The sequence below is a fragment of the Paenibacillus sp. JT22N15 genome (genome assembly GCF_059383755.1).
Map to the genome: position 1 here is coordinate 338,896 of NZ_JBXENV010000009.1, position 13,961 is coordinate 352,856.

At 49.4% G+C, this 13,961-nt stretch carries 14 protein-coding genes; 12 read left to right on the forward strand and 2 right to left on the reverse strand.

The window, feature by feature from the left end:
* The first annotated feature begins 7 nt into the window (after positions 1-7).
* Together AC50X8_RS19795 and AC50X8_RS19800 are read left to right on the forward strand one after the other, a co-directional pair.
* The gene (locus tag AC50X8_RS19795) at positions 8-919 is read left to right on the forward strand and encodes a carbohydrate ABC transporter permease (RefSeq protein ID WP_430160309.1); all 912 of its coding nucleotides are present in this window, start codon (positions 8-10) and stop codon (positions 917-919) included.
* 48 nt (positions 920-967) lie between these two features.
* Positions 968-1,822 (forward strand): carbohydrate ABC transporter permease, encoded by an 855-nt coding sequence (locus AC50X8_RS19800; RefSeq protein WP_414811837.1) that lies wholly within the window; start codon positions 968-970, stop codon positions 1,820-1,822.
* 88 nt (positions 1,823-1,910) lie between these two features.
* On the opposite strand, the gene AC50X8_RS19805 is transcribed toward AC50X8_RS19800, so the two are convergent.
* Positions 1,911-2,771 (reverse strand): Rpn family recombination-promoting nuclease/putative transposase, encoded by an 861-nt coding sequence (locus tag AC50X8_RS19805; protein ID WP_056036724.1) that lies wholly within the window; start codon positions 2,769-2,771, stop codon positions 1,911-1,913.
* Between the two features lie 123 nt (positions 2,772-2,894).
* On the opposite strand from AC50X8_RS19805, the gene AC50X8_RS19810 reads away from it, so the two are divergent.
* From AC50X8_RS19810 to AC50X8_RS19830, 5 genes are all read left to right on the forward strand, one after another.
* Positions 2,895-3,062, forward strand: coding sequence for a hypothetical protein (locus AC50X8_RS19810; RefSeq protein WP_494881078.1), 168 nt, complete (start codon positions 2,895-2,897; stop codon positions 3,060-3,062).
* Positions 3,059-3,892 carry an aldo/keto reductase gene (locus AC50X8_RS19815; protein ID WP_494881079.1) on the forward strand — a complete coding sequence of 278 codons (834 nt, stop codon included), beginning with the start codon at positions 3,059-3,061 and terminating at the stop codon, positions 3,890-3,892. Before AC50X8_RS19810 ends, AC50X8_RS19815 begins: the two co-directional genes overlap by 4 nt.
* A 135-nt stretch (positions 3,893-4,027) precedes the next feature.
* A complete protein-coding gene (locus tag AC50X8_RS19820) occupies positions 4,028-4,447 on the forward strand; it encodes an RrF2 family transcriptional regulator (RefSeq protein ID WP_046231306.1) in 420 nt (139 codons plus the stop codon).
* 67 nt (positions 4,448-4,514) lie between these two features.
* Complete coding sequence (gene trxA / locus AC50X8_RS19825) at positions 4,515-4,826, forward strand: thioredoxin (protein ID WP_056036730.1); 312 nt, start codon at positions 4,515-4,517, stop codon at positions 4,824-4,826.
* 167 nt (positions 4,827-4,993) lie between these two features.
* Positions 4,994-7,342 (forward strand): S-layer homology domain-containing protein, encoded by a 2,349-nt coding sequence (locus AC50X8_RS19830; protein WP_494881082.1) that lies wholly within the window; start codon positions 4,994-4,996, stop codon positions 7,340-7,342.
* A gap of 148 nt (positions 7,343-7,490) precedes the next feature.
* Here AC50X8_RS19830 and AC50X8_RS19835 read toward each other — a convergent pair whose 3' ends face one another.
* A complete protein-coding gene (locus AC50X8_RS19835) occupies positions 7,491-7,634 on the reverse strand; it encodes a hypothetical protein (RefSeq protein ID WP_172455457.1) in 144 nt (47 codons plus the stop codon).
* A gap of 143 nt (positions 7,635-7,777) precedes the next feature.
* Here AC50X8_RS19835 and AC50X8_RS19840 point away from each other — a divergent pair, with 143 nt between their 5' ends.
* From AC50X8_RS19840 to spoIIR, 5 genes are all read left to right on the forward strand, one after another.
* On the forward strand, positions 7,778-8,767 hold the full coding sequence (locus AC50X8_RS19840) for a hypothetical protein (protein ID WP_494881084.1): 990 nt from the start codon (positions 7,778-7,780) through the stop codon (positions 8,765-8,767).
* Positions 8,768-8,926: 159 nt separating this feature from the next.
* A complete protein-coding gene (gene ychF / locus AC50X8_RS19845; protein WP_056036739.1) occupies positions 8,927-10,027 on the forward strand; it encodes a redox-regulated ATPase YchF in 1,101 nt (366 codons plus the stop codon).
* Positions 10,028-10,216: 189 nt separating this feature from the next.
* The gene (prfA, locus tag AC50X8_RS19850; protein ID WP_046231406.1) at positions 10,217-11,287 is read left to right on the forward strand and encodes a peptide chain release factor 1; all 1,071 of its coding nucleotides are present in this window, start codon (positions 10,217-10,219) and stop codon (positions 11,285-11,287) included.
* Positions 11,288-11,439: 152 nt separating this feature from the next.
* Positions 11,440-12,525, forward strand: coding sequence for a N5-glutamine methyltransferase family protein (locus tag AC50X8_RS19855; protein ID WP_494881086.1), 1,086 nt, complete (start codon positions 11,440-11,442; stop codon positions 12,523-12,525).
* 453 nt (positions 12,526-12,978) lie between these two features.
* The gene (gene spoIIR, locus AC50X8_RS19860; protein WP_494881088.1) at positions 12,979-13,731 is read left to right on the forward strand and encodes a stage II sporulation protein R; all 753 of its coding nucleotides are present in this window, start codon (positions 12,979-12,981) and stop codon (positions 13,729-13,731) included.
* The last annotated feature ends 230 nt before the right edge of the window (positions 13,732-13,961 follow it).

Sequence of the window (13,961 nt, forward strand, 5' to 3'; positions counted from 1 at the left end):
ATACCAGATGGAAGCGATAAACTCGCGATTTCCCAAAGCGAAAAGGAAAGGGAACGGCAGTGAACAGTGGAGAGCAGCGCTATTCTTATCGCCTAGCTGGCTGCTGCTTTTACTCTTTTTCTTCGTGCCGGCAGTATTAACTTTTTATTTCGCGTTTACGAATATGGCTTTGACAGGGGCCGCAGCAGCGAATACGCAGTTTGTCGGGTTCCAAAACTTCACGAATATGTTTCAGGATGCGACATTCCGCACTTCTGTAGGCAACACCATCCTCTTCCTCATTTTCTCGGCCGTTATTGGCCAGCAAGTTATGGGCTTTCTTATTGCCTTTCTAATGAATGGTAGAAACCGCGTATTCCGCAGCGTAGTCGGCTCCATCGTCATCTCGGGCTGGGTCGCGCCAGAAGTGGTATGCGCATTTGTATGGTTTGCTTTTCTGAATGATACGGGAACGGCTAATGCATTCATTCAAGGCATAGGCTTTGAGCCTATTGCTTGGCTGTACACATTCCCGATGGTATCCGTTATTATTGCAAACGTATGGCATGGAACAGCCTTCTCGATGATGGTATTCCAGGCTGCACTAGGCGACGTGCCTAAAGAGGTTGAGGAAGCAGCCATGATTGATGGCGCTTCGGCTTGGCAGAGACTTATCCGTATTACCATTCCAATGATTAGCGGTTCTGTTGTAACGAATATGGTACTCGTAACGCTTCAAACATTAGGCTCCTTCACGCTTATTTATGCGTTGACAGGTGGCGGTCCGGGAAATGCAACGGAGACGCTGCCAATCTATATGTATCATCAGGCCTTCGTCAACTATCAGCTTGGCTACGGCACAGCTATTTCGCTTGTTCTGCTGTTGATCGGTATTGTTGCCAGTCTGTTGTATATGAAGCTTCTTAAAGTGAAGCTGTAAGCCATGCGCAAAGCTTGGATAATGGTTTATTAAAAGGAGGACGCGAAAATGAGCAGCAACGTACGCAAGCGCCCCAGAATGAATCGGTTTATGGTCGGCCGGGTGCTTCCTTATATTATTTTGAGTTTTATCGCTTTATTGTTCCTGCTTCCAATGCTGTGGCTCGTATTGGCTTCGTTCGATGGAGCAGCTACCCTTGCTTTGAAGGTGCCGGATGAGGTAACGCTAAGCAATTATACGTCTACACTAGCGAGCTCTGACAATCAGCGCTCTTTCGGCAATGGCTTGCTGCTGGCTCTTGGACAAGCACTGCTTGTTGTAGCGGCGGCAGGGCTAGCTTCTTATCCGCTGTCACGTTATCAGCTGCGGTATAAACGTCCGTTCATGTATGTGATCCTGTTCGCAACAGGCTTGCCGATTACGGCAGTTATGGTTCCGGTTTATCAATTTTTCCTGTACATGCAAATTCAGGATTCCTTGTTTTTCACCATTTTGTTCTTGGCCGCATCCGCGCTGCCATATTCCATCTGGATGATGAAAAACTTCATGGATTCCGTGCCTTTGGAGCTGGAGGAGGCTGCTTGGGTGGATGGCGCGTCCATTTGGACGACGCTTCGCCTAGTTGTTGCGCCACTGATGCTGCCAGGTATTTTCACAGTCGGTATTTTCGCCTTTGCCGGCAGCTGGGGGAACTTCCTCGTGCCATTCATTTTGCTGCAAAGCCCGCAGAAGCTTCCTGCTGCCGTTACCATTTACCAGTATTTTGGGCAAAATGGCATTGTGCAATATGGCAAGCTGGCTGCCTTCTCAATCATTTACACGATCCCTGCGGTCGCGCTTTATGTGTTCGGCCAACGCTTTATGTCCCAAGGCTTTAGCTTTGGCGGGGCGAATAAGGGTTAATTTTACGGAGTAATAGTTTTAAATGAAAAAGCGGCAAGCCCCACCATTTATTTGGATGGGCTTGCCGCTTTTTTTGGTAATCGTAACATTAGCGTTCGTGGCGTTTTTGTTTCATGTTTAAGATTTCGGACTCAGTAAGACCGGATGCTTTAGCAATAATATGCGCTTCAACTCCAAGAGCTATAAGCTCGGAAGCGATTTCGATTGCTTTTTTTCGTTCGCCACGGGCTTCCCCTTCTGCTAAAGCACCTTCAATCATGGAAGCCTCATCGTGCAAATACTTTTGCCTATCCTCATACAAGCGACGCGCTTCTGTATCCTGACTAAGAAACTCAAGTGTATTCATAGCTTTCTTTAATACAGGATCGTTCATGGTGAGCACCTCCCAATTGGATTTATTCGTACTCTTTAGAAACAGCAGCCAATTGACCAATCCTCCATTTTCAACAGGTACTGCGAGGTCATCTAGCTTAGGCAATTCTAAAAAATGCAGTTCTATATCATCGATTAGGGAAATGCCACTGCGATCTTCTCGAAGATGAAACACGTTATGATACTGTTCGTTAGGCAAAAATGAGTAATTAAGAATATTGATTGTGACACATTTTTTGAGCAACTTATAAGATTGACCTTCTTGCAATTGTCCATTGTAGAGCTTACTCCAATAAAAAAGAGTGCGCTTCTCAGTGTCATATTTATTGAACAGTTGCATTTCAACATTAATAAGTTCACCTTCGGCAGTTTTGCCCCGAATATCTAAGATCGATTGTTTGTCTCGTGGAGCATCTTTTTCTGTATAGGGATTGAGAAGAGTAATTTCCGTTAATGGTGGCTTTCCTGCTTCTGTAAAGGTCCGGTTGAGGAAGGCAAGCAATACATCCCGGTTCTCTTCGCTACCAAAAATGCGTTTAAACAAGAAGTCATTTCGAGGATTAAGCAATTCCGCCATCAATAATCAACTCCGTTCGATACGTTAATATCTATTATATCACGTTGCGACAGGCTAGAGACATTATCGTCCCTTCAATCACAGGAATAGGTTGACCCACCCGTCATTTGTTGTTACTATTTTGTGGAAAATAGTTTTACTGCTATCGTTCATCACTTTTCTCAAGGTGAAACGGCTGTCGCCGTCCTTTGGCGGCGCGGCGCGTTTCATTCCGAGAAATATAAGCCTAATGATAAGTGTGAAACTTATACAAGCTTATATTTTAAAAAAGAACAGGAGGAACAAAAATGACTAAAGCTGCAATTAGCACAGAAGTAACGACGCTGCATAATGGGGTGCAAATGCCGCGGCTGGGGCTTGGCGTATACTTGTCGAAAGAAGGCGATGAGGTTGAGCACGCTGTACGTTACGCAATAGAGGCGGGGTATCGCAGCATCGATACAGCAAGCGCTTACAACAACGAAACCGGTGTGGGGCGTGCAATTGCCGATAGCGGTATTGCGAGGGACGAGCTGTTCATTACGACGAAGGTATGGAACCGGGACCAAGGCTATGAGACGACATTGCAAGCATTCGAAGCAAGCCGCAAGCGTCTAGGCCTGGATGTGATAGATTTGTATTTAGTCCATTGGCCAGTAGCCGGCAAATTTACGGAAACGTATCGCGCGCTGGAAAAGCTCTATAAGGATGGCTACGTTCGGGCCATCGGCGTGAGCAATTTTCTACTACCGCATTTCGACGAGCTGCTGCCGGGCTGCGAAATTAAGCCGATGGTCAATCAGGTGGAGTTCCATCCGCTGCTGACACAGCCGGAGCTGCAAAGCTTCTGCCGCGAGCAGGGTATCCAGCTTGAGGCTTGGAGCCCGCTCATGCAAGGGAATTTAGACGCGCCGCTGCTTCAGGAACTGGCTGGCAAATACGGCAAAAGCCCGGCGCAAGTCGTCATCCGCTGGGATCTGCAAAAAGGCGTCATTACAATTCCGAAATCCGTTCGAAAAGAGCGTATTATCGAAAATGGCGATGTGTTTGATTTTGAATTGACGGAAGCGGAGGTTGCGGCGATTGATGGGTTAAATGAAGGCCGTCGCTATGGCTCCAACCCGATGAATTTCAATTTTTAAAGGTAGCTTGGATGGCTTGTGCATAATAGATGAAGAGTCATCGCATCCTAATGTTGAATATTAGAGGGAACGGACTATTGACAGTTTGAACTGTAATTGATAAAATTACAGTACTAAACAGGGAGGCCGTTCACATTGAACAGCGAATTTACAATTGCCGTACACAGTCTTGTATATTTAGCTCATTTGCCGGAAAATATGGCAAGCAGCGAGATGATTGCCGTCAACGTAGGCACTCATTCAGCCCGCGTTCGCAAGGTGATGAGCGGCTTGCGCCGCAGCGGTTATGTGGATACGCGCGAAGGATCGGGAGGCGGCTATCGGCTGACGATTGATCCGAGTGTAGTAACACTTGCCGATGTTTACCGAGTGATGGCGCAAGGTTCGCTTATTCCAAGCTGGTGCTCGGGCGATCCGGGCATGGAGTGCGTCGTCGGCTCCAATATGAACCAGGTGATGTTCCGGATTTTTTGTGAGGCAGAGAAGCAACTGGAATCGCATTTCAGTCACACGACCATTCAGGATGTGCTTGGCCAGATTCATGCGTGTGAATAGGCAGCTGATTATAAAGACGGTGTGAGGGGTATTCCCTTAGCATACACAACTGGAGAGGATGATTGAAATGGCAGTAGCATTAACGAAAGACAACTTTTCATCTAACGTAGAGAGCGGCGTATCTCTGGTGGATTTCTGGGCGCCATGGTGCGGACCTTGCAAAATGCAGCTTCCAATCGTTGAAGAATTGGCAACTGAGCTTGCAGGCCAAGCTACAATTGCAAAAATCAATGTCGATGAAGAGCCTGAACTGGCTTCGCAATTCGGCGTAATGAGCATTCCAACCCTTATTTTGTTCAAAGACGGACAGCCCGTTGACAAAATGGTAGGTCTGCAAAGCAAAGATGCTTTGAAAGCAAAAATCAGCAATCAACTGTAAGACCTTTGGTCGCACATTGATTCAATGAAGGGAAGCTGCATCGCCGATGGTTCATCGGTGTGCGGCTTCTTTTTTATTGTGCAAAAATTCTTTCAAAAGACGCAACTTCCCTCAAAGCTTGGGCGTCTATAGGATATTCAGGAATGTATTGGAGGGGGAAGCAGGAGATGGGAAGCAAAAAAAGATTGATTGCATTTGTTGCGCTGGTCGCGATAACAAGCAGTGTGCCTACCGCCGCTTTTGCAAACGGAGCGAACGTGACGATTGATCGCCAGACTAATCTGGCAGACCGTATTTCCGGGGAGGGCTCCATGGAAGCTGCTGAGAATGTATCGGTTTCAAAGGATAAGGCTGAGAAGCTTGCGCGCGAGCTTGTGAGCATTCCGAAGGAATATACGCTGCAGGGCGCGTCTTTGGCGGTCACTGTGCTGGCGCAGGGCAAACGCAATGTGTGGGGGCTTGATTTCGTCAAGAAAGTAAATGGCAAGCATAAGGGCAGCATTTATGTGCAAATTGATGCTGACGGCGGCCAGTTGCTTGCTTTTAGCTCCTATTTAGAAAATGCCAGCTCCAAGCCGACGTATCCGCTCAAGGTAGAGCGTTCGGCTGCTCAGGATATTGCTGCTTCCTTCATGAAGCAAATTGCTGCTTCGTACGCAGACCAGGTGCGCTACAACCCCGAATACGGGGCTCAGGTGCTTCCCCCACTGACAGGCGAGGTTGTTCATAAAATTCGCTATGACCGAATCATTAATGATATTCCTTATGTAGACAACTATATTGAACTTGATGTGGACAGCGAAGGCCATATTACTAATTATAAATTGCAATGGGACGACACGCTGCAGTTTCCAAAAGCAGACTCGCGCATTACGCTAGCTGAGGCTAATGCCAAGCTTCGTGAGCTTGCTCAGCCCGAGCTGCAATACATTGTGCCCTATAGCCCGCAAGGCCAGCGTTCCCCAATGCTTAGCTACGAGATGGGCAGTCTGGCGATTGATGCACTAGATGGCTCGCTGATTAAGAAGCTATACGATCAGACAAGCAGCGTATCCGCTACTCCAATTGCTCCAGCAGCGCTTGGCGAAGCGCCCAAAGCAGGCAATATGACGGACAAACAGGCGATTGCGCTTGTAGAGTCGTCTTTCAAGCTGCCAACAGGCGCTGTACTGTCTAATTCGAGCTACAATGAGTACAACGACGATACAACAGGCCATAACGAATCGTATTGGAACCTCAATTGGACGACGAAGAGCGGATCTAGAGAGACCGGCTCTGTATCGGCCACTGTGGACAGCAAGACGGGGATTATTCGCAGTTATTATGCCTATTCTTACGATGGCGGGGATACTTCGGTAAAGCCTTCATTAACTTACGAGCAGGCGGAGAAGATTGCAACCGATACGGTGAAAAAGCAGCTTTCTTGGGCGGCTGACCAGCTATACGTTGTAAAGCCTGATCCAAAGCAGTACAGTGAGGCGCCAGCAGGCACGATTAATTCCTATTATATTTCCTTTGTCCGCAAAATTCAGGGAGCTACGGTGTCCTATGATCGGGTCAACGTCAATGTGGATGCCCGGACGAATGAAGTGACGATGTATGACGCCCAGCTCGCTTCCTTCAACTACCCGGCGCAAGCGCCAAAGGTTATTGAAAAAACGGAAGCGATTGAAAAATGGCTCACCTACTATCGTACAGAGCTGACTTATTATGTAGAGCGGGAATATTCCCTGCAAGGCCAGCCGATCCCTATTGATAAATACAACCTGATGCTGGCGGCCGGCGAGCTGGATTCCGAGCAGGTGGAAAGCAAGACGGATGTGAAGCTTGTTTACCGTCTTGTGCCGGCTGCGATTGATGAATCCGTATTCCTGGATGCCCAAAGCGGGCAATGGCGGAATCGCGAAAGTGGTGAGGTTACAGCGCTCGAGAAGCCTAAGGCGCTCGATGTCGAAGGCCACTGGGCGCAGCGGCAGTTGGAACTGATGGTTGCCTACAAGGCGCTGGATGTGAAGGATGGCAAGGTGCGTCCAAATGCGATTGTGACACGCGGCGAATTGATTAAAATGCTAGTGCTTGCTATGAACAGCGGCCGAGGGCCGATTGTGATGGCGAATGCTGAATCGGGTAGTGCGGCTTTTAGCGATGTAGCGGCGGGCTCAGGCTATTATGTATATGTCCAAAGCGCGCTTGAGCAAAATCTGATTGATATTGGCGACGGCACCTTTAATCCGGCGGGCGAGGTTGACCGTGAGGAAATGGCCGAGCTGATCGTGCGGGCATTGGGCTACAATACGCTGGCGGATTATGACCAGCTGTTCAATATTAATTTTAAAGATGCGGACAAAACAGAGAAAAAAGGCCAAGCGGCAATCGTGGTCGGCCTCAACATTATGTCTCTGTCGGACGGGAGCTTCCTTCCGGAACGTAAAGTGACGCGGGCCGAGGCGGCGACGGCATTTTTCCGTTACCTGCAAACGCGGGCCGATTTGAAGGAAGCACCGATTCGCAACTAAGAGCTGAAAGGCTATCCCTTGCTCAGCAATTCGAGGCATAGCCTAAGGGCAGCAATGAACAACGGAAGAGCCTTCGGCCAGGCAGTTAAGTGGCTGGAGGCTCTTCCGTATGCTTTTTTACGGGAAGAATAGATGGGTTTAGGGGTGGTTAGTCGGTTTTTTTCTTCTTGTCTGTGAAGTTGGAGACGGATTTCGTATCCTTAATGTTATCGTTTACGAATGCCATGTCCTGATTTTTCGCATGCATTTTCGTTGTGCCTTTGTAATTGCCTTTGTGAGTGTTGTTTTCCACGGCGCTTCACCTCCTGACTGCGGGTAACCCCAGCTATAGTATGACCGAAGCGTTCTGAAGCATGCGTGAAAAAAGGACATGAGGAGGCTGTGAAACGGAATTGTACAAGCATAATAAATTTTTAAGGGAAGGAGCTTTCTATTTTGAAAAAGAACACGCTTATCAGGCTTGTAGCTGCGGTTATCGTTGTTGTAATTGCAGCTGCGCTCTATATGGCGTCGCAATATACGACGTTTCAAAAAGCCGTATTAGATTCAGTCGGTGAAGCAGATATTACAGCCATTGAGCTAGTCAGATCATCAGCTACGACAGCGGAGCGGGAAGAAAAAAGGATAACGAACCCGCAAGAAATCGATAAAATCATGGCTGTTTTTGCGAAAATGAAATTTAAAAAATCCAATGAGCTTGATCTGAGCAGAGCCAAAAAGGACCAGTATTCGATGATTATTGAATTAGATGGCAACCGCGCTTTTGGCGTTACGATTTATAGAGGGTATTTTGTCACGATCTATAATGCCAATAAAACCAAAAATAAGCTAAGCTCCTACCAAATAACGAATATTAATGAATTGGAGCCGCTGGAAAAGCTCATGCTTTCCGCGGATATCTCTATCTACCAAATGCGGGAAATGGAGATGTCTGTACGATATGAGGTATATGACTCATTAAAGGCTTTGGAGCAAGCAGCAGATCTGATTATTATTGGAGCGCCTATACATTCTTTTGATGAGCGTGACCAGAATTCCGCCTACTACAGTGATGGAACGTTGCAGGATTTTTATACCCTGTCACAAGTGGGGATTTTTAAAATCATTAAACAGCCTGCTGAATGGGCAGATGCGAAGCAGATGGAAATCGTTGAACCTGTTAGCATCATTACAGAACCCGATGGCATAAAAACTAAAGTGAAGGCAGCAGGCTACAATGAGATGGCATCCCAGCAGAAGTACATTATTTTTCTAAAGAAAAACAGCATGGGGCAGTATGCCATCCTTAATATGAACAATGGGAAATTTGAAGTAGAGGGCTCGAAGCATCCTGGTCTGCAAACAGATGGGGATCAACCAGCGGAAATCAGACAAAAGCTATGGGAAGAAATAAACAGCAAATATGAATTTGAATACGGATTCTAATTTAAAGCTCTTGCACGAACGCTGGCTGGAACGGGGTGTATGAACACCACAGCAGGAGCCTTTTGCTAAGCGGGTAAGCGAACTCGCCCTTTTATTGTTTATACGCATCGGGTATAATGACGAGAGCTTGTTACTTCGGAAAATGGGGTGTCTTTACGCATGGCTTTAAAAGCTGGTATCGTAGGCTTGCCGAATGTCGGCAAATCGACTTTGTTTAATGCAATTACGCAAGCGGGTGCTGAATCCGCTAACTATCCTTTTTGTACAATTGATCCTAACGTTGGTGTTGTAGAGGTGCCGGATCCGCGTCTGAACAGGCTCGTTGAGCTTGTGGTGCCGAAAAGCATCGTGCCTACAGCATTTGAGTTTGTTGATATTGCCGGTCTGGTAGCAGGCGCGAGCAAGGGCGAAGGACTTGGCAACAAGTTTTTGGCACATATTCGTGAAGTCGATGCGATTGTTCATGTCGTTCGCTGCTTCCAAGACGAGAATATTACGCATGTAGCGGGCAAAATCGACCCGATCGACGATATTCAGACGATTAATCTAGAGCTGATTTTGGCGGATATTGATTCCGTTGATAAAAAAATCGAGCGCTCCCGCAAAAATCTCAAGGGCGGCGACAAAAAAGTTGTGCAAGAGGTTGAAGTGCTTGAGCGTGTAAAAGAGGCGCTCTACAATGATATGCCAGCGCGCAGCCTGGAGCTGTCCGAGGATGAGAAGCTGCTCATTCGCGATCTTCATTTACTGACAATGAAGCCTGTACTTTATGCAGCCAATGTGAGCGAAGCTGAAGTTGCTGACACGGACAATAACGAATTCGTTAATAAAGTTCGCGAGTTCGCTGCTGCTGAAAATGCAGAAGTGGTGCCCATTTCCGCGCGTGTTGAGGAAGAAATTGCCGAGCTGGAAGGCGAAGACAAGGCGATGTTCCTTGAGGAGCTTGGCCTTGCGGAGTCGGGACTTAACCGTCTGATTCGTGCGGCGTACAAGCTGCTTGGCCTTTATACGTATTTTACGGCAGGCGTGCAGGAAGTTCGCGCTTGGACGATTCGCAGCGGAACGAAAGCGCCGCAGGCAGCTGGCGTTATTCATACGGATTTTGAGCGTGGCTTTATTCGCGCCGAGATCGTATCGTTTGACGATTTGTCTGCTGCCGGTTCGATGAACGTGGCGAAAGAGCGTGGCCAGGTTCGCCTGGAAGGCAAAGATTATGTCGTAAAAGACGGCGATGTTATACATTTCCGCTTTAACGTTTAGATTTTTCACGGAAGAGGGAGCTTTCGGTCTGCTATTTAAGCGGATTCGGAGGCTCCTTCGTCTAGGTATGCGAACTTAACAAGCGGAAAAGTAGAAAACTGGGCGCGGCGGCAGTAATTCGCTTGTCGATAGAATGCTGCGCATATGTTATAATGGAGTATCAAAGTGTGATAACAGAGGTGAATGATGGTGTTGGACCGTTTACAAGCACTGGCTGATCGTTACGAGAAGTTGAGTGAGCTGCTGTGTGATCCAGATGTAGCAAGTGATCCGAAGCGTCTGCGGGAATATTCCAAGGAGCAGTCCGATCTGCAACAATCTTATGAAGCTTATACTGAATATAAACAAGTGTCGGAGCAGTTGGACGATGCGAAGGTTATGCAGGGCGAGAAGCTGGATGATGAAATGCGCGAGATGGTCAAGATGGAGATTGATGAGCTGTCTGACCGCAAGGAAGAGCTGGAAGAAAAAATTAAAATTTTGCTTCTGCCGAAAGATCCGAACGATGACAAAAACGTTATCGTGGAAATTCGCGGCGCGGCTGGCGGCGATGAAGCGGCTTTGTTCGCTTATGAGCTGTACCGCATGTACACGAAGTTTGCGGATACGCAAGGCTGGCGTGTAGAGCTGATGGATTTTAATGAAAATGACTTGGGCGGCTTTAAAGAGGTTATTTTCATGATTACGGGCAAAGGTGCCTACAGCAAGCTGAAATTCGAGAGCGGCGCTCATCGGGTACAGCGTATTCCGGTAACGGAGTCAGGCGGCCGTATTCATACGTCCACTTCAACCGTTTCGGTTATGCCGGAGGTTGAGGAAGTGGAAGTTGAGATTTTCGACAAGGATATCCGGGTTGATACATTCTGCTCCAGCGGCGCAGGCGGTCAGTCGGTTAATACGACAAAATCCGCTGTCCGGGTGCTTCACGTACCGACGGGCATTATGGCAACTTGCCAAGATGGCAAATCGCAAAATGAGAACAAAGCCAAGGCGCTGCAAGTATTGCGTGCGCGTATTGTCGATGTACAGCGTCAAGAGGAAGAAGCGAAATATGCCGGCGAGCGTAAAAGCAAAGTCGGAACGGGCGACCGCAGTGAGCGGATTCGCACGTATAATTTCCCGCAGAGCCGTGTGACGGATCACCGTATTGGTCTTACGCTGCATAAGCTGGATTCGGTTATGAACGGCGACATGGCGGAAATTATTTCATCGCTGACGATTGCTGAGCAAGCCGACATTATGGAGAGAGAACTGAACTAACTGAAGTGCTTTCCCAAGTGAGCTGCCAGATCTGGCATGCTGCGTGAAGAGGCAGGATTTTCGAGCATCTGTGCTTGGAGACCCTGCCTTTTATGCGGCTATGCGTTTTATTGGCGGGCATTTAGGGAAGTAAAGAAAGGGACGTTGGATACATGGGCGACAATAGCAAGGAGTGGAAGGTTTTGCTGCCTTGTACCATTAGAGAAGCCTGCTTGCAGGCTTCTTCGTTTTTGGCGGGGCAGGGCGTCGAGGAGCCGCGCAATAATGCGGAGCTGCTGCTGCAGCATCTGCTGGGAATTGGGCGCATGGAGCTGCTGCGCGACGGGGGCGATCCTTTTCCTAGCGAGCTGGCTCCGGCATGGGACGAGCTCACTCGGCGAAAAGGGAATGGCGAGCCGGTGCAATATATCATCGGCGAGCAGTGGTTCTACAGCAGGCCGTTTGCGGTTACGCCGGCCGTGCTGATTCCGCGGCCCGAGACGGAGCTGCTCGTCGAGGCAGTGCTTGAGGCGGCGGATCGCCTGTGGCCGGAATCGGCACAGGCGGAAGCAGAGGGTGCGCCAGCGGAAGGCGCGGCCGAGGCGGGGGTTGCCGCTGCGAGCAATAGCGCCAGCGAGCAGGCGGAGCAGGAGGAAGGGTCAGCGATAGCGGCTGACCGGGCTAAGGGCTTGGCTGCGCGGCCGACGGTGCTTGACGTCGGTACGGGCAGCGGCGCCATCGGCGTGACGCTGGCTGTGCTGCGTCCGCTCTGGCGCGTATGCGCGTCCGATCTTTCGCCGGACGCGCTGGCTGTCGCCCGCACGAATGCGGCCCGCCATGGAGCGGCGGGCCGCATGGCGTTCGTGCAGGGCGACCTGCTGGCGCCGTTCATCGGAACGGGCGGCGCCGCCGCAGCCCAGGCACCCGGCGCGGTAGACCTCCGCGTCGATGTGCTGGTATCTAATCCGCCGTATATACCGGCGGATGACCTCCCGGGCTTGCAGCGCGAGGTGCGGGATTACGAGCCGCATCTCGCGCTGGATGGCGGAGCGGACGGGCTGGACCCGTACCGCCGCATGGTAGAGCAGCTGCCGCTGCTGAGGCAAATGCCGCGCATCGTCGCTTTCGAGCTGGGCATGGGCCAAGCGGAAGCGGTGGCGGAGCTATTAAGGAAAGCGGATATGTGGGACGAGGTACGGACGATTACAGATTATGGCGGCATTGACCGCCATGTTATTGCGGTGCGTACCAACGGCTAGGCAGGATGAATAATCTCCCTTGTGAAGCACACCTGCGGCATGCTGCTTCTGCATGCCGCGAGTGTGCATCAGCATACTGCAAGTGCTCTGCATGCCGCGAGTGTGCATCAGTATACTGCAAGTGCTCTGCATGCCGCGAGTGTGCATCAGCATACTGCAAGTTCGCTCCTGCAGGAGCGAACAGCTCCGAAAATTGCTAGAAGGCTATAACAATAGAATAGCCCAAGGGGCTGTTTATTTTTGAAATATAAGAAAGTATATGTTTCCTCACTGAGCTTCAATTTCTCGGACTGAGTAGCACCGCCAAAGGGCGGCGACAGCCGTTTACGCTTGTCTATTAAAATTTAATAGGTTTGAGGTTTATAGAACGGGAATCGCGGACATACTTACGGATAGATACGTTCCGGAACGCAAGCAGAGGTACCGACGGGTGCCATCGAGAGGAGCTTGTGTATGTCCCGCAATTATTCCCGTATTTCTTATCGTAGATCCGTCGTTCTTATTATGGTGGTGCTTGCTGTACTTGTAATGAGCTGGGAGCTGCAAAAAGTAGATGCCGCTGTAGCTGGCAGTCATATTCCGGAGGAGTCGATCAGGCTCCGTATACTGGCTAATTCCGACGCTCCTGCCGATCAGGCAGTTAAACGTGTCGTTCGTGATGCTGTGGTCGAGGCAATGAACAGCTGGGTAACTGGACCGCAGACGATAGAAGAAGCTCGTGCCACGATGCGCGAGCATATGGGCGAGATGGAGCTTCTGGTTGGCAAAGTATTGAGCAGCCGGGGTTTTGATTATGCGTTTCACATTGAGCTTGGCCAAGTTCCTTTCCCTACTAAAATGTACGGAAGTGAAGTATATCCTGCTGGCAACTACGAAGCGCTGCTCATTACGCTAGGCGAAGGCAAGGGGCAGAACTGGTGGTGCGTGCTGTTCCCGCCATTGTGCTTCATCGACGCAGCTTCCGGCGAAGCGGTAGCCGCCGATGGCGAGGTGGAGGCAGCAAATGCAGCAAGCAAGGCAGAATCGAAAGAAGCGAAAGCTTCTGTAGAAAAGGCATCTGCACAAAAAGAAAATGCTGGCGATGTTGTCCATGCCAAACAGGATTCTGCTCCTAGCAAAGCGGAAGGCGAAGCGCCGGAAGCAAAGTTTTTCCTTTGGGAAATACTGCAAAAGCTGATTGCTTGGATGCAAAGCCTGTTTGCTTAGGGCGTGTATACAAGCCAGCTCGATACTCTTCATTTCAGAGCTTTAATCCCTGAACAAAGTTAGACTTGGCGGACACAGCAGCCGCTATTTTAATAGAATTACGGGTTAAGGCATAGGTTGCGGACAGGATGTAACTAGAATAAAAAGTGGACACAGCGTTAAGGAACGCCTAATAATAGACGTAACGAAAAAGAAGAGGTGTCCGCGAGTGGGAGAACAACGGCAACGAT

What these genes read in the sequence shown, in the direction of transcription:
- trxA (WP_056036730.1), top strand. Translation starts at nt 4,515, where the DNA reads ATGGCAGTAGCATTAACGAAAGACAACTTTTCATCTAACGTAGAGAGC.
- ychF (WP_056036739.1), top strand. Translation starts at nt 8,927, where the DNA reads ATGGCTTTAAAAGCTGGTATCGTAGGCTTGCCGAATGTCGGCAAATCG.
- AC50X8_RS19830 (WP_494881082.1), top strand. Translation starts at nt 4,994, where the DNA reads ATGGGAAGCAAAAAAAGATTGATTGCATTTGTTGCGCTGGTCGCGATA.
- AC50X8_RS19815 (WP_494881079.1), top strand. Translation starts at nt 3,059, where the DNA reads ATGACTAAAGCTGCAATTAGCACAGAAGTAACGACGCTGCATAATGGG.
- AC50X8_RS19800 (WP_414811837.1), top strand. Translation starts at nt 968, where the DNA reads ATGAGCAGCAACGTACGCAAGCGCCCCAGAATGAATCGGTTTATGGTC.
- spoIIR (WP_494881088.1), top strand. Translation starts at nt 12,979, where the DNA reads ATGTCCCGCAATTATTCCCGTATTTCTTATCGTAGATCCGTCGTTCTT.
- AC50X8_RS19795 (WP_430160309.1), top strand. Translation starts at nt 8, where the DNA reads ATGGAAGCGATAAACTCGCGATTTCCCAAAGCGAAAAGGAAAGGGAAC.
- AC50X8_RS19855 (WP_494881086.1), top strand. Translation starts at nt 11,440, where the DNA reads ATGGGCGACAATAGCAAGGAGTGGAAGGTTTTGCTGCCTTGTACCATT.
- AC50X8_RS19805 (WP_056036724.1), bottom strand. Translation starts at nt 2,771, where the DNA reads ATGGCGGAATTGCTTAATCCTCGAAATGACTTCTTGTTTAAACGCATT.